We start from the raw sequence: 19,912 nt of genomic DNA on the forward strand, positions 1-19,912 counted from the left end.
TTGTGAGACGGTTGCCGGATGAGCCGTATCGAGAGCCCCGTCTCCGCTCAGCCCCGCATCCGCCTGTTCGGCCGGATCATGGTGGAGACCGCTGAGGGCGCGTACGTCTCCGCCGGTCCCGCGAAGCAGGCGTGCGTCCTGGCGGTTCTCGCGTTGCAGAGCGGCCGGCTCGTCAGCGTGGACACCTTGATCGAGCGGGTGTGGGACGACGCCCCGCCCCGCGCGGCCCGGGCCGGCCTGCACAGTTACGTCGCCCGGCTCCGTAAGTTGCTGGACCACGGCGGTGGTTCTGCGGGGACGAGCTCTCCGCTGGCCCAGCAGTCGGGCGGCTACGTTCTGGCGCTGGACCCGGAACAGGTCGACGTCCACGTGATGCGGGCGCTGGTCCAGCGGGGTGGCAAGGCCGCGGGACAGCAGGACCACCAGGAGGCCCGGAACCTCTACCGCCGGGCCGCCGAACTCTGTCACGGTGAGGCGCTGGGGAACGTGGGCGGCGACTGGGCGGCCCGGCACAGAGCGGGTCTCCACCAGGAACGACTGGGCCTGCTGGCCGAGTTGTACGAGGCGGAACTCCACCTCGGCCGCCACGACGCGATCCTCCCGGAGCTCGCGAAGCTGGTCACCGATCAACCCCTAGACGAGCGCCTGGCGGTCCAGTACCTGCTCGCCCTCTACCGGTGCGGCCGCCCGGCCGACGCGCTCACGCACTACGAGCGCACCCGGGAACGGCTCGCCGAAGAACTCGGCACCGACCCCAGCGCGCAGCTCCGGGAGCTGCACCGGAAGATACTCACCGGCGCCGCCGCGCTGTCCGCCCCGGCCGCGCCGCCGTCCGCGTTACGCGGCGCACCGCGTCAACTCCCCTCCTCCCCACCGGTGTTCACCGGCCGGAGCCGAGAGCTTGGGCAGCTCACCTACGCCCTTGACGTCCAACGGACCTCCCGGAGCAGCGCCGTGGTGATCTCCGCGATCGGTGGGATCGGCGGGGTCGGCAAGACGTGGCTGGCGCTGCGCTGGGCGCACGACAACGTGGAACACTTCCCTGACGGGCAGTTGTACGTGAACCTGCGCGGCTTCGAGCCGTCCTCGGCACCCTTGCCGGCGGCGGTCGCCCTGCGCGGATTCCTGGGCGCTCTGGGGGTCGACCCTGACGCCGTTCCGGCCGACTTGGAAGCCCAGGCGGGCCTCTACCGCAGTCTGCTCGCGGAGCGGCGCATGGTGATCGTGCTGGACAACGCGCGCGATGCCGACCAGGTCCGTCCCCTGCTGCCCGGAAGCCCGTCCTGCCGCGTACTGATCACCAGTCGTGACCGCCTCGCCTCCCTTGTCACCACGCACGGCGCGGGCCTCGTCAGCCTTGACGCCTTCCAGGCGGACCAGTCCCGCGAGCTGCTCACCCGTCATCTCGGCGCGCACAGAGCCACGGCCGAACCCGAGGCGGTCGACGCCCTGGTCGAGCACTGCGCGGGTCTCCCTCTCGCCCTCGGCATCGTGGCCGCGCGCGCCGTCACGCATCCCGGGTTCCCTCTCGCCGTCCTCGCGGAGGAACTCCGGTCGGCCACCGGCCGGCTCGACGCGCTGACCACGGGAGACGTGTCCGTGAACCTGCGCGCGGTGTTCTCCACCTCCCACCGCGCCCTGACCCCGCCGGCCGGCCGCCTGTTCGCCCTGTTGGGGCGGGCGCCGGGCCCGGACATCGGTCTGCCCGCCACCGCCTCCCTCGCGGCTCTTCCCCTGCCCCGGACCCGCCGACTCCTGGCCGAGTTGGAGGCCGCGCATCTGATCCAGCAGTACCGCCCCGGCCGCTATCGCATGCACGACCTCATCGGACTGTTCGCCGCCGAACTGGGCGACGCGGGCCAGGTCCCTGACACCCGTACTCACACCGACACGGACACAGACACCGACACGGACACCCACACTTCCGCTGCCGGTGACACTTCCACCGCCGCTGCCTTGACCCGGCTGGTCGACTTCCATCTGCACACGGCCTTCGCCGCCAACCAGCTCCTCGACGGCCCGCACACCCCCTTCCGGCCCGAACTGGACTCGCCCGCCCCGGGCTGCGCCCCGCTCCCGCTGGCGGACACGGCAGCCGCGCTGGAGTGGTTCTCCACCGAACATTCCTGCTTGCTGGCCACCCAGATCCTCGCCCTGGAGCAGGGCCGGTACGCGCAGGTGTGGCAGCTGGCCTGGACACTGATCTCCTACCACCTGGGCGGCCACCACCTACAGGACTACTTCGCCGTCTGGCGTGCCGCCCTCACCGCGGCCGAACGCCATGGCAGCGCTCCCGTTCCCCGGGCCCTGGCCCACTGGCGTCTGGGACAGGCCCACGCACAGACCGGAGAGCACGCCAAGGCCCTGGACCACCTGCACGTGGCCCTCACCTTGTCCGAGCAGACTGACGACCTCGCCGGCCAGGCGCACATCTGCCGCACCCTCGGCCGGGCCTGGGAACAACACGGGGACGACGAGAAGGCCCTCGACCACGCCGTCCGCGCTCTGCGCCTGTACCGGAGGCTCGACAACCCCGTCTGGCTGGCCAACCAGCTCAACGCGGTCGGCTGGATGCACGCCCAACTCGGGCTCCACTCCGAGGCGCAGGACCACTGCGAACAGGCCCTCGCCCTCTTCCGCGCGGACGGACAGCGCGGTGACGAGGCGTCAACTCACGACAGCCTGGGCTACATCGCCCACCACACCGGACGGCACACCGAAGCCCTGGACCACTACCGGCAGGCGCTGTCGCTCTTCCGCCATGTCGGCAGTACCTACAACGAGGCCGACACCCTCACCAACCTCGGCGACACGTACCACGCCATGAACCGGCCGGACCAAGCGCGCGAAGCATGGGAACAGGCCCTGGCCCTGTGCGAGACACAACGCCGCTCCACCCAGACCGAAGAGCTGCGCAACCGCTTGGCATAAGGCGCCTCGGAGCACGCCCCCACCCCCCGGTCCGTCAACCACAAGCATTCGCCGTCCGTGGAACGACCGTACTGCGGCACGCCGCCCGAACCGCCGCTCTCGCGGTCGTCCTGGCTCTCGCGGCCGGCTGCGGGGACGCCCCGCCCGCAGGGCACGCCGCACGCGCTGGGCACGCCGGCGGTCATGTGGGCGGGCTCCGAGTACGGGGCAGGGTCTCGGCGCGACGAAGCCCACCACCCCTGGAGCATGATCACGGAGTCTCCGGCAGCCGAATCTGACCGGAGGCTGGACGACAAGCTCAGGGCCAGAGCAACTCCCTTGCCCAGGTGGCGCCTTCGCGCCGGTAGCGCAGCCGTACGTGTTGTCTGCGGGCGTCGCCCTGGAAGAACTCCACCTCGTCCGGCACCAGTACGTACCCCGTCCAGGACCGGGCCTCGGGCGCCGGATCGTGTCCGGCCCGCTCCCACGCGTCCTCGCTCATCCGCGCCAACTGCTCCAGGGAGCCGAGGACTTCGCTCTGGCGCCCCACCAGCGCGGCGGCCAGCGCGCCCTTCGATCTGGCCCGCAGATCCGCCCGGGTCTCCGCCGCGTCGGCCGTCGCCACCGCCCCTCGGAGCCGTACCGCACGGCCCTGCGCCGCCCAGTAGAAGCCGAGCGCGGCCTCGGGCCGGGCGGCCAGCTGGCGGCCCTTGGCGCTGGTCACGTGGGTCGCGAAGTGCCAGCCCCGTACATCCGCGTCGTGCAGCATCAGGGTCCGCACGTCGGGCCGGCCCCGCTCGTCGGCGGTCGCGAGGGTCATCGTGTGGGGCTCGGGCTGGCCCGCCGCCACCGCCTCGGCGAACCACCGGTGGAAGAGGGGCAGCGGTTCGCCGGGTGCGGTGGCGGGGTCGAAGGCGGGCAGCTCGGTGTCCCAGACGCGCTGGGCGCGCAACAGCGCACGGAAGGCCTCCTGCCGGCGCTCGCCCCGGCGCTCGTCCTGGCCCTCGCCTCGTTCGTCGTCCATGCACGCCATTCAACCCGGCCGCCTCCACCCCCCGGCGGCACCGCGCCCAACTGCTTCGCCGGCCGCGACGACCTCTCACTCAGGCCGGCGGCCCTATCTACGAGCGGCCGCGCCCCGGCAACGCGACGCCGGCCGTCATGGCCGAGGGACCCGCCACCCGTGCGTGGCTGGTGGAGCTGGTGCAAGAGGGGGAGGTGGTGGAACGGGTCACCGCGTTGCGTACGGGCTACCGCGCCCTGCTCGAAATGCGGCTGGAACCCACCCGCACGCGGGCGCGCTGCTCGCCGCGCTGGTGGAACGGTTGCTTCCCGCCGATACGGCCTGACGCCGCCACGCACGCACGGACCGATGCCGCCGTACGGCCTGGCATTCGCCCCCACACGGCCTGACCTCCGCCCCCTCCTGGGACGGGAGCGCCGGCGGGGATCAGAGGATCAGTCGTCTGATCCGCCGCCGGCGTGACAGGACGGGGAGACGGGGAAAACAGGGGAAGTGGGGCACGCCCGTGCCGTGCCCGCCGGCCGCTGCGCCGGCTCGCGCGGCGCGATTACTTCGTGGGCTTCCTGCCGGTGATGCCGAGGTGCACCAACAGCGCCAGGTTCGGCTTCAGTTCGGCCTGCTTCACACCCCAGCCCTGGAAGCTCTTCTGGTGCGAGGCCACCGAGGCCAGCAGGACGACCAGGGAACCGGCCAGCGCCGCCGGGCTGACGTCCTTGTCCACCCGGCCCTTGGACTGGAGCTCCTTCACGGAATCCGTAAGGGAGTTGGTGACGGAGTTGAGGACCTTCATGCGGATCTTGTTGAACCGCTTGTCCCCCTCCGCGGCGCCCAGATCGACGACCCTCAGGATCGCGTCGTGCTTGCGCCAGAAGTCGAGGAAACCTTCCACCAGATCTTCCGATGTCTGCCAGCCGGCCTTGCCGGCCCAGGAGCGGCCGGAGACCAGTCCGGTCAACCCGGTGCCCTCCTTGGCCATTTCCTCGGCGATTTCGAGGACGGCGCCCTCGACATCCGGGAAGTATTGGTAGAAGGTCGCAGGTGAAGTCCCCGCCTTCCGGGCGACGTCGATGACTTTGACGTCCCGGTACGGCGAGGAGCTGAGCATCTCGCTGAGGCAGTCGAGCAGCTTCTGCCGCGTCGCCTGGCCGCGTCGACCAGCCACGCGGCCGTCGACGGTGCGTACTTGTCCTGTCATGCCGTCAGCTTACCGACGGGTGATCTGAGCGCGATTTGACCGACTGCAAATGGGGAACCACCCCTTCCGCGTACGGGTCCCCAGGGGTCCGCCCGGGTTCGTATGGCTCCGGAAGTGCTTCGGAACCAGATCGGCACCACCCCGCCCGCCAATAGTGTTATCAACAGCCTGTGGACAACTTCGGTGGACAACTTTGGTGCGCGATCCAAGCGCCCACAGGGGTGATGTCATCTTAATGGCTCATATGTTCTATTTTCCTGGCCTGCGCCCCGCCCCGTAGCGCCTTAACTTGGCTGTGACGGGCACCACACGCGGAAGGCGCACGGAAGGATCCTGGCTCATGGCCGCATTCGCGGAAGGCACGCCGTGCTGGGTGGATGTGTCGCTTCCCGACCTGGAGGCGGGCAAGCGCTTCTACGGAGAGCTGTTCGGCTGGACCTTCGGCGACGACGGTGACGAAGGCGGCGGCAGTGGCGGCAGTGGCGAAGGCGGCGGCGGCGAAGGCACTCCCGCCCCCGGGCGCTACGCGGAAGCCTTCAGCGACGGGAAGCGCGTGGCCGGCCTCACCGCCAAGCGCGACGGCCGCATGCCGACCGTCTGGGGCGTCTACTTCGCCACCCCCGACGCCGCCGCCCTCAGCCGTACGATCACGGCCGCGGGCGGCCAGATGGTGCGCGAGCCGATGTCGCTGGGCGTGCTCGGCGTCGTGGCGCTGGCGGCGGACCCGGCCGGCGCCGTCTTCGGCCTCTGGCAGACGGGGGACAACACGGGCTTCGAGAAGAAGGGCCTGCCGGGATCCTTCTGCTGGACCGAGGTCTACACCCGCGACAAGGCGAGCGTGGACCCCTTCTACGAGACCGTCTTCGGCTTCCGGGGCACGGACGTGTCCGACGACGCGGTGGACTTCCGCATGTGGTCCCCGGCCGGTACGGAACCGGGCCCGGACACCGCGATCGGCGGCCGCAGCGTGATCACCGACGCCTTCCCGGTGGAGATGCCGGGCCACTTCCTCAGCTACTTCGCGGTGGCCGACTGCGACGCGACGGCCGCCGCCGTCGTCCGGCTCGGCGGCCGGGTGACGGCCCCGCCGTTCGACATCGAGTACGGGCGGATGGCGGTGTTCAACGACAACCAGGGCGCGTCCTTCGCCGTACTGGAGGAACCGGAAGAGAAGCCGGACCCCGGGGCGGGGACGCAGGAAAGCGAAGAGAGCGCGGAGAGCGACGAGGAAGCGGAGCAATCGGCGTAAGCGCGGGGCACACGTGGTGTCCGGATCGCGGTAGGACACTCCGATCCGCCCCCGGGTTCGCAACCGATGCCTCCGACAGGAAGAATCAGGGGGCACGGGGCCGTACCTTTGTGGCCCGTACGGGGAGGTGGCAGGCAAGTGGAGCAGCTGACGCAGCACGACCCGAGGCGTATCGGCCCTTTCGAGGTGCTGGGACGGCTCGGTGCCGGCGGCATGGGGCTGGTCTATCTCGCGCGTTCGGCATCGGGACGCCGGGTCGCGATCAAGACGGTCCGTACCGAACTTGCCGAGGACCAGCTGTTCCGGGTCCGCTTCACGCGTGAGGTGGAGGCCGCCCGCGCCGTCAGCGGGTTCTACACCGCCGCCGTCGTGGACGCCGACCCCCGGGCCGCCGTGCCCTGGCTGGCCACCGCCTACGTACCGGCGCCCTCGCTGGAAGAAATAGTGAATGAGTGCGGTCCGATGCCGGCCCAGGCGGTGCGCTGGCTGGCGGCGGGGATCGCCGAGGCGCTCCAGTCCATCCACGGCGCCAATCTGGTCCACCGTGACATGAAGCCCTCCAACGTCCTGGTGGTGGAGGACGGCCCGCGCGTCATCGACTTCGGGATCGCCTCCGGTGTCTCCAACACCCGGCTGACCATGACCAACGTCGCCGTCGGCACCCCCGCGTACATGTCGCCCGAGCAGGCCAGGGACTCACGCAGTGTCACGGGCGCCAGCGACATCTTCTCGCTCGGCTCGACCCTCGTCTTCGCCGCGACCGGGCACGCGCCCTACCACGGCGGCAATCCGGTCGAGACGGTCTTCATGCTGCTGCGCGAGGGCCCGGACCTGGAGGGCCTGCCGGACGAGCTGAGACCCCTCATCGACTCCTGCATGCAGATGGACGCCACCCGCCGCCCCTCGCCCGCCGACCTCCAGGCCCAGCTGGCGCCGCACCTCTTCGCCTCGGGCAGCGACGACAGCGGTACGGCGTCCGCGTGGCTGCCGGATCTCGCCACGGCCATGATCGAGCGCCGGAGGGCGGGCGGGCGCGGCCCCGCTCCCGTACCGGCGGTACGGCCTCCGGCGCCCGTGCTGCCGCCCCCGCCGCCCCGTCCGCCGCACCACCCGGAGTGGCAGTCCGCCCGGCGCCAGGGCAACGACCCGCGCGGCGGTGGCGGGACCCGCCCGGCCCCGCCCGCGTCCTTCCCGGCGGGGCAGTCGCCGCAGTCCCCTCAGTCTCCGCAGTCCCCGGCCGCCGCCGGTCCGGTACGGCTCGCGGGCTCGCCCGTGCCGATCGGGCCGGGCCCCCGGGTCGCGGACGCGCGCGGCGCGGTGGCCGCCGAAGCGGGCCCCGCCACCGGCTGGATCCGCCCGCCCGCCGGCCTCACCGTCGCCGGCGCGGAGAGCGTCACCAGCCCGGTCGTCCCGCCGGTCCCGGCGCCCGCGCAGGCGCCGGACGGCGCGCCGGGGCGCTGGCGCCCCTGGCGGTTCCGGATGTCGAACGACGTCTGGGGCACCCCCGTCGTCGACGGCGATCTGCTGTACGTGACGTCGTTCGAGGTCCACGCGCTGGACGTGGGCAGCGGGCGCCGGCAGTTCAAGACACGGGACGTGGCCTGGGCGATGGCCGTGGCCGGGGGCCGTATCCACGCCTCGGACGGGCCGACGCTGTACGCCCTCGACGGCCAGGACGGCAGCGAGCGCTGGCGCCTCCAGACCGACGCCTGGGTGTACTCCCTCAAGGTCGACCGGGGCACGGTCGTCACCGGCACGCGCGGGGGCGGCGTACAGGCCTGGGACGCGGCCGGCGGGCAGAAGCTGTGGGAGACGTCCGGTGCCCAGACGGACTTCGAGACGCCGGAGGCCGGTCCGGCCGTCTTCGACGACACGGTGTACGTGTGGCAGGACGCCCGGCTGCGGGCGCTCGACGCGCGCTCCGGCGCGGAGCGCTGGTCGTACCCCGTCGGCGACGCCGCGTCCTGCGGGGGTGTGCCGGTACGGGTCAGGCCCGCGCCGGACGGGCGGCTGTACGTCTCCGCAGGGACGCGCGTGCTCGCGATCGACATCGTCAGCGGCCGGGTCCACTGGCACTTCGAGGCCCCCGCGGTCTTCCTCTCGCCCCCGGCCTTCGCGCCGGGGCCCGCGGTGACGGGCGGCGGGGTGTACCTCGCGGACTACCTCGGTACGGTGTACGCGCTCGACGCCGCGAACGGCAAGGACCGCTGGCGCATCGCCACGGAGTCCCGCCAGTCCATCGAGCCGGTGCTGGTGGCGGACGGCAACGTCCACGTCGGCAGCGGCAGCGCGCTCTACACGCTCGACGCGGTGACGGGCACGCCCAAGTGGCGGTTCGCGGCGGGCGGCGAGGTGATCGGAGCTCCGGTCGTCGCCGACGGCCGACTCCACTTCGGCTCGGCGGACCACGTGCTGTACACGCTGGACGCGAGCGGCGGCCAGCTGCGCTGGAAGCTGGCGACGGGCGGCGAGATCACCGGGTCGCCGGTGGCGCGGCGGGGTGTGGTGTACGCGTGCAGCAAGGACCGCTGCGTGTACGCGCTGGACGCGGTGAAGGGGACGGCCACCGGGCGCGGGGGTGGCGGGGCGCGGTAGCGTCGGTGTCGATCCATGAGCGACAACGGGGGAGAGAAACGGACTTGATACGTCGACGTCTGAAATTCGCGGCGGTGCTGGTCGCGGTGGTCCTGGCTCTGACGGGCTTCTCGTCGGGCCACGGAAGCAAGAGCGGCAAGAGCAAGGGGTCGGGCGGCGGCGGGGGAGGCTGCTCCAACTCCAAGAAGAGCAACGGTTCTTCGTACAACGGATCCGACTCGGACTACGACTCGGACTCCGGCACCGACGCGGACTACTCGTCGGGCGACTCGTACACGAGCGCCCCGACCGCCGGGGCGACCTCGGGAAGCGACGTCGTGGCCGAGGTGGTCACCTGCGTCCGCAAGGCCAAGGGCAAGCGGAAGGCCGTCACGTACGCGACGGTACGGGTCCAGGCCCCGACCGGCACCACCGCGACCTACGAGGTCGACGTGGACTTCCGGGGCGCGACGGGCGCCGTACTGGACAACGCGGACACCGAAGTCACCCTGGACAGCGGCGAGTCCACGACGGTACGGGTCCGCATGGAGAGCCCGAAGGTGGTCAGGAACGTCACCGACTGCGCGGCGACGGCACGCGTCGCGAGCTGAGGCATGACTGAGGGGCCGGGCGACCCGCCCGGCCCCTCGGCCGTCGTATGTGAAGCGCCGTGCAAGAAACGCTGTGCAAGAAGCGTCGTGCAAGAAGCGGCCGCGGCGGCTCCCCCTCCGCGCCGCCGCGGCCGCTCCTCCCCCGTCGTGGTCGTTCAGCTCACGGCTTCGGCGGCGGGGAGGACGCGTGGTTGTCCATCGTGGTGATCTCTTCACCCGAGGCGTGGTTGTCGAGCGTGGCGATGTCGCCCGCGGCGACCGGCTGCGGCTTCGGCGTGGTGGTCGTGCCGCCCACCTCCGCGCCCGACGCGTGGTTGTCGAGTGGCTTCAGGCCGTCCACAGGCTTCTTGGCAGGCTTCGTAACGTCGCTCATCGTCGTCAACTCCCCTATCTGTCTTGATACATGATCAAGGACGCCCGACCGACAATTCCCCCGGGGACTGTCGGTCGGGCTCCCGTAGCCGTTCCGCAGAAGTGGCCCGGCTTCCCCCCCATCGACCGTCTGCCCCCCGACGCGACGGTTCGATGGGCGTAAGACTGCCGTGCGCCGATAAACGAACGATGAACGAGCCCAGTGATCTTGACCTCACGCCGCCGCGAGGGGCGTGAGAAGGCTCCGGGTCTCCTCCGCCTCGGGGGAGCCGAGCCGCTCGTAGATGTCCAGCGCCTCCCGCCAGCAGGCGCGGGCCCGGCCCGACTGGCCGATGCTGTCGAGCGCCTTGCCGAGCACGGTCAGCACCGTCCCGCGCCGCCACTCGCCGCCGATGCCCCGCAGCGCGATGGCCTGTTCGGCGTGGGACGCGGCGAGCGTGGGGCGGCGGGCGACCAGGTGGACCTCGGCCAGGCGGAAATGGGTCACGCCCTCCCACAACGGCTGGCGGTTGTCGCGGAACAGCTCCAGCGCCTCGGTGAGTTGGTCGAGCGCCTCGGCCAGGCGGTTGGCCTGGGTCAGGGCGATGCCCAGGGCGTACCGGCCGTTCGCCAGGCGCAGCGTCAGCCCCATGTCGTCGTAGATGTCGATGCCCTGCTGGGCCAGTTCGATCGCGCTGGAGGTCCGGCCGAGCGACAGGTGGATGCGCGAGAGGTTGCACAGCGCGCTCGCCTCGCCGACGAGGTTGTTGTCGGCGCGGAAGTTCTCGATCGCCTGGAGCAGGAAGCCCTCCCCCTCGGCGGGCCGCTCCTGGTAGATCGCGATGATGCCGCGGTCGTTGGGCGCCCAGCAACTGGGCAGCGGGTCCCGGGCCTTGTCCGCCAGCAGCATGGCGAGCCTGGCCTCCTCGTCGGCCTCGTTGAAACGCCCGGCCACCAGGTGCACGTTGGTCAGCGCCGTCCGCGCGCGCCCCTCGGCCCGCGCGTCGTCGGCGGCCCTGGCCGCCTCCAGGACCGCGAGAGCCGAGGACTCGTACTGCTTGGAGTTGGCGCCCGACTCGCCCAAGTCCTTGGCCGCCCAGAGGAGATCGACGGCCCGGCGCAGCACGCCGGGTCCGGTGGACTGCCGTACGGAGGCCAGGAGGCAGTCCGCCTCCGCGTACAGCCAGTCGAGCGCGTCGTGCCGGTCGTCGAACGACAGGCCCTCGTACGCCGTCGGCTCCAGGTGGTCCACCAGCCGGTCGCCGGGCCGCTCGATCGCGTAGACCTTCGCCGCCGTCGCCAGGTAGAAGTCCAGCAGCCGTGACAGTGCCGCCTCCCGCCCGGCCGGGGGGTGTTCGTCGCGTTCGGCGCACGCACGCGCGTAGAGCCGTACGAGGTCGTGGTAGCGGTAGCGGCCCGGCGCGGCGGACTCCACGAGGGACGTGTCGACCAGCGACTCCAGGACGTCCTCCGCCGCGTGCGGCGGCAGGTCCAGTACGGCAGCGGCGGCGGCCAGCGAGATGTCCGGGCCGTCCACCAGCCCCAGCAGCCGGAACGCGCGCGCCTGCGCCGGCTCCAGCTGCCCGTAGCCCAGTTCGAACGTGGCCTTGACCGCCAGGTCGCCGGCCTGGAGTTCGTCCAGCCGCCGCCGCTCGTCGGCGAGTTTCGCGGCCAGGACGGACACCGTCCACGTGCGGCGGGCCGCCAGCCGTGACGCCGCGATCCGGATCGCCAGCGGAAGGAACCCGCACGCGCCGACGACGTCCAGCGCCGCCTTGCGCTCCGAGTTCACCCGCTCCTCGCCGACTATGCGGATGAACAGCTGGAGCGCCTCCTCCGGCGACATCACGTCCAGGTCGACCAGGTGCGCGCCCGCCAGGTCGACCATCCGGACCCGGCTGGTGACGAGCGCCGCGCAGCCCGTCGTCCCGGGCAGCAGCGGCCGGATCTGCGCGGCGTCGCGCGCGTTGTCCAGGAGGACGAGGATGCGGCGGCCGTCCAGCGTCGACCGGTAGAGCGCGGACCGCTCCTCCAGCGTGTCCGGGATGGCGGTGTCGGGCGTGCCCAGCGCCCGCAGGAAAGCGCCCAGTACGGTCTCCGGTTCGGCCGCCCGGGGCCCGGCGCCCATGAGATCCACGTACAACTGGCCGTCGGGGAAGTGCGGCCGGGCCTCGTGCGCCAGGTGGACGGCGAGGGTCGTCTTGCCGACCCCGCCGATGCCGGCCAGCGCGGAGACCGCCATCACGGACCCGTCGGCGGCGGCGAGCCGGTCGCCCAGCTCCCGTACGAAGGAGGCGCGACCGGTGAAGTCCGGCACGTTCGCGGGCAGTTGCGCGGGGCGCATGACGGTGTGGACGGGCGCGGGCTCCTCCACCGGGCGGGCCAGCTCCGCGTCCGCCCGGAGGATCCGCTGCTGGAGCTTGGCGAGTTCGGGCCGGGGGTCGACGCCCAGTTCGTCGGCGAGCAGGCGGCGGGTGTCGGCGTAGACGGCGAGCGCCTCGGCCTGCCGTCCGCTGCGGTACAGCGCCAGCATCAGCAGTTCGCGCAGCCGCTCCCGCAGGGGATGCGCGGCGGTGAGGGCGGTCAGCTCGGAGACGGCCTCGGCGTGGCAGCCCAGCTCCAGGTCCAGGTCGAGCCGGGTCTCGGTGAGTTGGAGCCGCCACTCCTCCAGCCGGGTGCGCTGCGTCTCGGCGTACGGCCCCGGTACGGAGGCGAGAGCTTCCCCGTCCCACAGCCCGAGCGACTTGTTGAGGAGCGCCCGCGCCTGCGAACGGTCCCCGGCGGCCCGCGACTTCTCCGCGTCGGCCGCCAACTCCTGGGCGAGACCGAGGTCGAGGGCGTCGGGTCTGGCACGCAGGGCGTATCCACCGGACTCGCTGACCAGCACCCCGCCGGGCAGCACCTTGCGGAGGCGGGAGGCGTACGTCCGTACGGCGGCGAGCGCCTGCGACGGGGGGTCGTCACCCCAGAGGGCGTCGATCAGCTCCCCGGCGGTGGCGGTACGGCCCTCGCGGAGCAGGAGGGCGGCCAGCAGGGCGCGTTGCTGCGGCGACCCGGTGGGCAGGGCCTCACTCCCGAGCCAGGCACGGACGGGCCCGAGCAGGCTGAACCGAAGAGCGCCGCCTGCCTCGCCGGCCTCATCCGTCCCACCGGGCGTCACCTGGGCCCGCTGATCCGCTCCACGCGGCCCGCCGTCACGGTCCATGGCTCCCTGCCCCCCGCTCCTGCCGCTGCCGTATCACCGCCGCCGGTGAGGCTTTCGCGGTATCGCCCCACCGGTATCGCTACTTCCGATATCGCCTATTGCCTTCGACAGTCTGCCTTGTCGGAGGTGGGCGCGTCAGCAGGGAGGACCGGTCTGCACAAGGCTTCAACAGGATCGTGTCCGGGCCGGGACTGGAAGGTGAGCGATACCGCCGATACCGCCGAGCGGGGCGACGCCGGCGCCTGCGTCATTTTCCGTACCGTCGGCTCCGATAGGGCGAGGTCAGGCCCTAACCGAGCTTCCGCAGCACTTCGGAGACGTTGGCCCGGTACGTGCGCAGCGCGTGCAGCCCGGCGGTGTAGCGGTCGCGATGCCGTGCGATGTCCGCGGCCTGCGCCCGTTCCTTCGCGTCGCGCCAGAGTTCGGCCGTGTGGTGGCGGCGCTTGCAGGTGACGTCCGCGACGGCGGTGGCCCGTTCCCGCCGCGTATGACGGGTGTTCCCCTCGTTGTCCCGCTGCCAGGCGTCGTCCGTGTACGCCGCGACGGGGTCGGCGTACGTGCCGAATCCCTGCTCCGCAAGGCAGCGGGACCACACGTCCCAGGCCGCGCGGAGCCGCGGGTCGCCCTTGACGGCCTTGTTGATCCCGGTCGTCCGCGTGTTCGCGTAGAGCCAGTCCCGCTTGATGTCGACCCCGCGCATGAGCGGTCGGCCCGCCTCGGCGTTGCACGCGGGCCAGTCCGCGTACTCGGCGGCGGTCATGCGGCGGCCCCTCGGCAGGTCGGACCGCTGCCGCGCCGGATCCCAGCCGTAGCCCCAGCGACGGGCGGCGTCGAGGTCGAGAAGGCCGTATTCGGTGCTGACCGCGGTGAGGGTGGCCACTTGGGGGTCGCTGGGATACCGCGGGTCGAGCGGGAAGTCCTGGTGGCCGCGGGCCGCCATGCACCGCCGGACCAGCAACCCCGAGGCCCGCTTCTCCCGTTGGTAGTCCTCCGGCGTGTAGTCGTAGCGGTCGGACGGCAGGGGGCCGAGGTCCGACGCCGTGCGGATGACGTCCGGGGGCTCCGAGCCGGAGACGCAGACCGCCGCCAGCACCGCCACCACTGTCACGGCAACCGTCCGCCACCACCCCCGACTTGTCATGATCGGGATGCTAGCGGGCGGTGGGTACGGGGTCGGCCCCGGCTCCGCTAGTCGCCCAGGAACACCGGGTTCGTGAAGGCAGCCAGCGGGCCCGGCAGGCCCGGGATCGTGGCCGGGTGGCGGACCTCCGCGCGGACGTACGTGGCGTACGCGGGTGTCGTGCGCCACTCCGCCGTGCCGGTTCCCGAGGCCGGGAGCGTCGTGGTGTGGAGCGTGCCCTGGTCGGTGACGAAGTGGGCGGTGCAGCCCGGGGCGCCGGTGACCTCCAGCCGTACCGTCACCGGGGCGTCGTCCGCCACGCGCAGCCGCTCGCCGATGCCCGCGTGGGCGCCCCGGCCGCCCGAGGCGGTGAACGTCAGGGAGACGCGGGCCGATTCGGCGACGTAGCTGTGGCCCGCGCGGATGCCCGCGAGGATCGCCTCGCGGGTCAGGTCCTCGGCGAGGACCACCGTCTGCGGGGTGCCGATCGCGTCCGGGTCGCGGTGGGCGTCGCTGTTGCCCATCGCCGGGGTCCAGGCCATGGCTGAATGGTCTGAACGGGCCGCCACGACAAGGGTGTTGTCCCAGTCCGCCAGGGACACCTCGTCGTCCACCGTGTACGGGCCGTTCCACACCTCCACCGCGTCCGCGTCGCCGAGGCCGAACTTCCAGTTGCAGCCGATGCAGGTCGCGTGCGGGTGCGCCGGGACGACCAGACCGTCCGCGCGGCGGATCTCGCGGGCGTAGTGCCCGAAGCGGTTGTCGCGGGCCCGGTAGCGCCAGTCGACGAACGTACCGGCGTCCATCCCGATCGCCAGGACGTGGCCGTTGCGCGTCGTGACCTCCTCGCCGGTGAGGATCAGCAGGTCGTCGCCCCACAGGCCGTCCCACGCGCGGTGCCCGGCGGACGTGTTGTGCTCGCTGGTGTTGATGAAGTCGAGGCCGGCCGTACGGGCGAGCGCGGCGATCTCGGCCGGGGTGCGGCGGCCGTCGGAGTGCACGGAGTGGAGGTGGCAGTCGCCCCGGTACCAGGCCCGGCCCCGCCCCTTCGCCCGGCGCGGCGGGTAGCTGGGGGCGGGGGTGGTGCCGGGCGCGCCGAGGCTGAGCGTGAGGGTGACCTCGTACGCCAGACCCTGCGGGGAGACGGTGTACGGGGCCAGCGCGATGTTCCAGGTGCCGGCCAGTACCGGACCGGGGAGGTAGCCGGGGGTGGCGTCGTCGGCGCGGAGGAAGAACTCGGTGCGGGCGCCGCCCGACCAGCCCCGGAAGCCCCGGCCGCCGAGAGCCGTGCCGCGCTCGTCGAAGATGCCGATGTCGAGGGCGTTGCCCTGGGTGCCCGGCGGGACGGCCGGGCGCTCGTACGCGTACGAGACGTGGATCTCGCGGACGCCGCGCGGGATCTCCACCGGGAGGTAGACGAAGTCGGGGGAGCCGGGCGGGAGGGTGCCGCGCACGGTTCTGGTGACGTGGGGGACGTCGTCGCCGGTCAGGGGGTCGTCGTTGTTGCCGTCGGCGGAGGCTGGGCTCGCGAAACTCACGGTACTCAACGTAAGCGCGGCGGCGGCTCCCGTCATCAGGAGCGTCCGTCGGTCCGGCGTGTTGTCGGAGTCGGTGTGGGCATTGGTGTCTGTGTCGTCCAGCTGCATGGCGGCGATTCCCCCGGCGGTCGAGAAGGACACAAGCGGTCGCGAGATCGTGCCCGTGAAGTCTGGGGGCCGGCCGTGAACCGGTGGGCAAGGGAGGGGGATGGGCGGATGGCGGGCAGGCGGCGGAGGATCGGTGCGCGGCAGGACACGTATCCGCGAACGGCCGCGCCGCCCGGCCCGGTGGTCGGTGGCGCGGCCGTGGTGCTGCTTTGCTAAGCGCCAAGGGCTACGCGGCCGTCAGATCCAGGGCCCCGTCCGCAACGTCGTGTACCAGCGGTCCGCCATCTTGGCGTACCCGGTCGCCGTGGGATGCACCCCGTCCGCGAGGTCGGCGGCCGTGAGGGCGCTGTGCATGTCGACGAAGTGGACGCGGCGGCCCTTCTGCGCCCACTGGTTCACGATGCCGGGAATCGCCGCGTTGTACGCCTTGCCCCGCGCCTCCACCCCCGGGTTGGTGAAGGGGATGATGCTCGCGACGAAGACGTCCGCGTTCGGCGCGGCGGCCGTGAGGTGGTCGATCAGGGCGGACAGCCGGGCCGGCGCCCCGGCGAGGTCGTAGTTCTGCGTCATGTCGTTCGTGCCGATGTGCAGCAGGACCGTACGGGGATTCGCGCGCTTCGCCCAGTCGACGACCTGGGCGTCGATCTGGTCGATACGGAAGCCGGAGTGGCCCTCGTTGTCGCGGTCGGGGAGCGAGGTGGGCCCGTGGTACTGCGTACCGACGAAGTCGACCAGGCGCTTGTCGGCCGCCGCGCGCTCCCACAGGCGGTTGCGGTAGGCGCCCGCGATGTTGGAGCCGGCGGTGATCGAGTCGCCGAGCGGCATGATCCGCAGACCGCCGTTGGACTCGGCGGACGCGGACGCGGGGGCCATGAGGCCGGCGACGAAGGCCGCGGTCACCGCCGCGCCCAGCAGGGCGGTCCTGCGGCGGCGGCGCCGCGCGGGCGCACCGGCTGCCGGAGTGGTCGGCGAGGTGGTCGGCGGAGTGGTCCGCGAAAGGGCAGGGGAAAGAGAACGCATCAGAACTCCTCAGGTACAGCGTGTGGGGGGACGAGGGGAAATGAGCGGACAGGGGTCCGTACCGCCCTGAGTGGGGGCGGGTCACTCGCGCGCGGGGTGTGCCGTGGGGGTCGGCCGGGCCATGTCCCCCGCAGGTGAGATCTTGGTTGTCTTCTACTGCGGGTCCGGAGGTCGCGCAAGCCTCGCGGCACGTCCACCCGCCTCCGTACCCGCTTCGGTAGCCCCCTCCGTACCCGCTTCCGTACCCGCCCCGGTTGTCCGGACGGAGGCCCCGGCCCTTTCACGCGGGCGTACGTATCCTCGAAGGATGACGACGCACGCGCCTGATCAGCCCAGGGCCGGACGACCGACCGCAGCGCAGGCCGACACCCGGGCCGACGCGCCGACCGCCGAAGCCCCCACCACTCCCAGTGCCCCCACCGCCCCCGCCACCCCCACGGCCAACTCCATGCGACGGGCGCTGAAACGGGCCCGGGACGGCGTCGCGCTGGACGTCGGCGAGGCCGCCGTCCTCCTCCAGGCGCGCGGCGACGACCTCGCCGACCTCTGCGCCTCGGCCGCCCGCGTCCGGGACGCCGGACTGGAGGCGGTCGGCCGCCCCGGGATCATCACGTACTCCCGCAAGGTCTTCATCCCGCTGACCCGGCTGTGCCGCGACAAGTGCCACTACTGCACGTTCGTGACCGTGCCCGGCAAGCTGCGCCGTGCCGGGCACGGCATGTTCGTCTCGCCCGACGAGGTCCTGGCCATCGCCCGGCGCGGCGCCGAAATGGGCTGCAAGGAAGCGCTGTTCACGCTCGGCGACCGGCCCGAGGACCGGTGGCCGGAGGCGCGGGAGTGGCTGGAGGCCGAGGGGTACGACGACACCCTCGCGTACGTACGGGCCATGGCCATCCGCGTCCTGGAGGAGACGGGGCTGCTGCCCCACCTCAACCCCGGGGTCATGACGTGGACCGACCTCCAGCGGCTCAAGCCGGTCGCGCCGTCGATGGGCATGATGCTGGAGACCACCGCGACCCGGCTGTGGAGCGAGCCGGGCGGCCCGCACCACGGCTCGCCCGACAAGGAGCCGGCCGTGCGGCTGCGGGTGCTGGAGGACGCGGGCCGCTCCAACGTCCCCTTCACCAGCGGGATTCTGATCGGCATCGGGGAGACGTACGAGGAGCGCGCCGAGGCGCTGTTCGCGCTGCGCAAGACCAGCCGGGCCTACCACGGCCTCCAGGAGTTCATCATCCAGAACTTCCGCGCCAAGCCGGACACGGCCATGCGCGGGATGCCGGACGCCGATCTGTACGAACTGGCCGCCGCGATCGCCGTGACCCGGCACATCATGGGCCCGTCGGCGCGCGTGCAGGCGCCGCCGAACCTGGTCGACCGCGAGTACGCGCTGATGATCGGCGCGGGCATCGACGACTGGGGCGGTGTCTCGCCGCTCACCCCCGACCACGTGAACCCCGAGCGCCCGTGGCCGATGGTGGACGAACTGTCCGAGCGGACCGCCGCCGCCGGGTTCGTCCTGCGTGAACGGCTCACCATCTACCCGGAGTTCCTCCAGCGGGGCGAGCCGTGGCTGGACCCCCGGCTGATGCCGCATGTCCGGGCGCTGTCCGACCCGGAGACGGGGTTGGCGCGCGAGGACGTCACCCCGGCCGGCATCCCCTGGCAGGAGCCGGACGAGGGCTTCACCGCCTCCGGCCGTACGGATCTGCACCACACGATCGACACGGAGGGCCGGACGTCCGACCGCCGTGACGACTTCGACCATGTCTACGGCGACTGGGAGGAACTGCGCGAGGCCGCCGCGCCCGGCATGGTGCCGTCGCGCATCGACGCGGACGTGAAGCAGGCCCTCAGCCAGGCGGCTTCGGACCCGACGAAGCTGACCGACGACGAGGCGCTGGCGCTGCTGCACGCGGACGGTCCGGCGCTGGACGCGCTGACCCGTATCGCCGACGCGCTGCGCCGGGACGTGGTCGGCGACGACGTCACGTACATCGTCACGCGCAACATCAACTTCACCAACGTCTGCTACACGGGCTGCCGTTTCTGCGCCTTCGCCCAGCGCCGTACGGACGCCGACGCGTACACCCTCTCCCTCGACCAGGTCGCCGACCGCGCCGAACAGGCGTGGGAGGTGGGCGCGGTGGAGGTCTGCATGCAGGGCGGCATCCACCCGGACCTGCCGGGGACGGCGTACTTCGACATCGCGCGCGCGGTGAAGAAGCGCGTCCCGGGCATGCACGTCCACGCGTTCTCCCCGATGGAGGTCGTCAACGGCGCCTCGCGCACGGGCCTTTCGATCCGCGAGTGGCTGACGGCGGCGAAGGAAGCGGGACTTGACTCGATCCCCGGTACGGCGGCGGAGATCCTGGACGACGAGGTGCGCTGGATCCTCACCAAGGGCAAACTGCCGACGGCCACGTGGATCGAGGTCGTCAAAACGGCGCACGAGCTGGGCATCCGCTCCAGCTCCACGATGATGTACGGGCATGTCGACCAGCCGCGCCACTGGCTGGGCCACTTCCGCACCCTGTCCCGCATCCAGCAGGAGACGGGCGGCTTCACGGAGTTCGTGACCCTGCCCTTCATCCACACCAACGCCCCCGTCTACCTGGCCGGCATCGCCCGCCCCGGCCCGACGGACCGCGACAACCGCGCGGTGATGGCGATGGCCCGCCTCCTCCTGCACCCCCACATCACCAACATCCAGACGAGCTGGGTGAAGCTGGGCACGGAGGGCGCGGCGGAGATGCTCCGCTCCGGCGCGAACGACCTGGGCGGCACGCTGATGGAGGAGACCATCTCCCGCATGGCGGGCTCCAGTTACGGCTCGTACCGCTCGGTCAAGGACCTGATCGCCATCGCCGACGCGGCGGGCCGCCCGTCCCGCCCGAGGACGACGCTGTACGGCGAGGTCCCGGAGGAGCGGGTGGCGGCGGCGAAGGCCTCGGACGGCCACTTGCCGGAACTGCTGCCGCTGGTGCCGAACGAGGTCTGAAAACCGGTG

At 72.2% G+C, this 19,912-nt stretch carries 13 protein-coding genes; 6 read left to right on the top strand and 7 right to left on the bottom strand.

Features of this window, described 5'->3' with window-relative positions; translation table 11 throughout:
* Window positions 1-18 precede the first annotated feature (18 nt).
* Entirely contained in the window at window positions 19-2,931 is a 2,913-nt protein-coding gene (locus OG349_RS21285; protein ID WP_327236115.1) for an AfsR/SARP family transcriptional regulator, read from the top strand.
* A 298-nt stretch (window positions 2,932-3,229) separates the two neighbouring features.
* On the opposite strand, the gene OG349_RS21290 is transcribed toward OG349_RS21285, so the two are convergent.
* Window positions 3,230-3,934 carry a pyridoxine/pyridoxamine 5'-phosphate oxidase gene (locus OG349_RS21290; RefSeq protein WP_327236116.1) on the bottom strand — a complete coding sequence of 235 codons (705 nt, stop codon included), beginning with the start codon at window positions 3,932-3,934 and terminating at the stop codon, window positions 3,230-3,232.
* 137 nt (window positions 3,935-4,071) lie between these two features.
* Between OG349_RS21290 and OG349_RS21295 the strand changes: the two genes are divergently transcribed.
* Window positions 4,072-4,323: a hypothetical protein gene (locus OG349_RS21295; protein WP_327236117.1), complete on the top strand. Its 252-nt coding sequence runs from the start codon at window positions 4,072-4,074 to the stop codon at window positions 4,321-4,323.
* 158 nt (window positions 4,324-4,481) lie between these two features.
* Here OG349_RS21295 and OG349_RS21300 read toward each other — a convergent pair whose 3' ends face one another.
* Entirely contained in the window at window positions 4,482-5,129 is a 648-nt protein-coding gene (locus OG349_RS21300; protein ID WP_161311362.1) for a TetR family transcriptional regulator, read from the bottom strand.
* Window positions 5,130-5,469: 340 nt separating this feature from the next.
* Between OG349_RS21300 and OG349_RS21305 the strand changes: the two genes are divergently transcribed.
* From OG349_RS21305 to OG349_RS21315, 3 genes are all read left to right on the top strand, one after another.
* Entirely contained in the window at window positions 5,470-6,378 is a 909-nt protein-coding gene (locus OG349_RS21305; protein ID WP_327236118.1) for a VOC family protein, read from the top strand.
* Window positions 6,379-6,516: 138 nt separating this feature from the next.
* Window positions 6,517-8,973: an outer membrane protein assembly factor BamB family protein gene (locus tag OG349_RS21310; protein WP_327236119.1), complete on the top strand. Its 2,457-nt coding sequence runs from the start codon at window positions 6,517-6,519 to the stop codon at window positions 8,971-8,973.
* Between the two features lie 44 nt (window positions 8,974-9,017).
* Window positions 9,018-9,563: a hypothetical protein gene (locus tag OG349_RS21315; RefSeq protein ID WP_327236120.1), complete on the top strand. Its 546-nt coding sequence runs from the start codon at window positions 9,018-9,020 to the stop codon at window positions 9,561-9,563.
* Window positions 9,564-9,723: 160 nt separating this feature from the next.
* On the opposite strand, the gene OG349_RS21320 is transcribed toward OG349_RS21315, so the two are convergent.
* The 5 genes from OG349_RS21320 to OG349_RS21340 form a co-directional block, all read right to left on the bottom strand.
* Complete coding sequence (locus OG349_RS21320; RefSeq protein WP_327236121.1) at window positions 9,724-9,936, bottom strand: hypothetical protein; 213 nt, start codon at window positions 9,934-9,936, stop codon at window positions 9,724-9,726.
* 213 nt (window positions 9,937-10,149) lie between these two features.
* Window positions 10,150-13,119: an AfsR/SARP family transcriptional regulator gene (locus tag OG349_RS21325; protein ID WP_327236122.1), complete on the bottom strand. Its 2,970-nt coding sequence runs from the start codon at window positions 13,117-13,119 to the stop codon at window positions 10,150-10,152.
* 289 nt (window positions 13,120-13,408) lie between these two features.
* The gene (locus OG349_RS21330; RefSeq protein WP_327236123.1) at window positions 13,409-14,260 is read right to left on the bottom strand and encodes a hypothetical protein; all 852 of its coding nucleotides are present in this window, start codon (window positions 14,258-14,260) and stop codon (window positions 13,409-13,411) included.
* Window positions 14,261-14,307: 47 nt separating this feature from the next.
* Complete coding sequence (locus tag OG349_RS21335) at window positions 14,308-15,885, bottom strand: CehA/McbA family metallohydrolase (protein WP_327238652.1); 1,578 nt, start codon at window positions 15,883-15,885, stop codon at window positions 14,308-14,310.
* 237 nt (window positions 15,886-16,122) lie between these two features.
* Entirely contained in the window at window positions 16,123-16,905 is a 783-nt protein-coding gene (locus OG349_RS21340; protein WP_327236124.1) for an SGNH/GDSL hydrolase family protein, read from the bottom strand.
* 307 nt (window positions 16,906-17,212) lie between these two features.
* Here OG349_RS21340 and OG349_RS21345 point away from each other — a divergent pair, with 307 nt between their 5' ends.
* The gene (locus OG349_RS21345) at window positions 17,213-19,903 is read left to right on the top strand and encodes a bifunctional FO biosynthesis protein CofGH (RefSeq protein ID WP_327236125.1); all 2,691 of its coding nucleotides are present in this window, start codon (window positions 17,213-17,215) and stop codon (window positions 19,901-19,903) included.
* Window positions 19,904-19,912 lie beyond the last annotated feature (9 nt).

The sequence above is a fragment of the Streptomyces sp. NBC_01317 genome, assembly GCF_035961655.1.
Taxonomy (GTDB): Bacteria; Actinomycetota; Actinomycetes; order Streptomycetales; family Streptomycetaceae; genus Streptomyces.

Coding starts and splice junctions, on each gene's coding strand:
- OG349_RS21285 (WP_327236115.1), top strand. CDS start 19: ATGAGCCGTATCGAGAGCCCCGTCTCCGCTCAGCCCCGCATCCGCCTG.
- OG349_RS21290 (WP_327236116.1), bottom strand. CDS start 3,934: ATGGACGACGAACGAGGCGAGGGCCAGGACGAGCGCCGGGGCGAGCGC.
- OG349_RS21295 (WP_327236117.1), top strand. CDS start 4,072: ATGGCCGAGGGACCCGCCACCCGTGCGTGGCTGGTGGAGCTGGTGCAA.
- OG349_RS21300 (WP_161311362.1), bottom strand. CDS start 5,129: ATGACAGGACAAGTACGCACCGTCGACGGCCGCGTGGCTGGTCGACGC.
- OG349_RS21305 (WP_327236118.1), top strand. CDS start 5,470: ATGGCCGCATTCGCGGAAGGCACGCCGTGCTGGGTGGATGTGTCGCTT.
- OG349_RS21320 (WP_327236121.1), bottom strand. CDS start 9,936: ATGAGCGACGTTACGAAGCCTGCCAAGAAGCCTGTGGACGGCCTGAAG.
- OG349_RS21325 (WP_327236122.1), bottom strand. CDS start 13,119: ATGGACCGTGACGGCGGGCCGCGTGGAGCGGATCAGCGGGCCCAGGTG.
- OG349_RS21330 (WP_327236123.1), bottom strand. CDS start 14,260: ATGACAAGTCGGGGGTGGTGGCGGACGGTTGCCGTGACAGTGGTGGCG.
- OG349_RS21335 (WP_327238652.1), bottom strand. CDS start 15,885: ATGCAGCTGGACGACACAGACACCAATGCCCACACCGACTCCGACAAC.
- OG349_RS21340 (WP_327236124.1), bottom strand. CDS start 16,905: ATGCGTTCTCTTTCCCCTGCCCTTTCGCGGACCACTCCGCCGACCACC.
- OG349_RS21345 (WP_327236125.1), top strand. CDS start 17,213: ATGACGACGCACGCGCCTGATCAGCCCAGGGCCGGACGACCGACCGCA.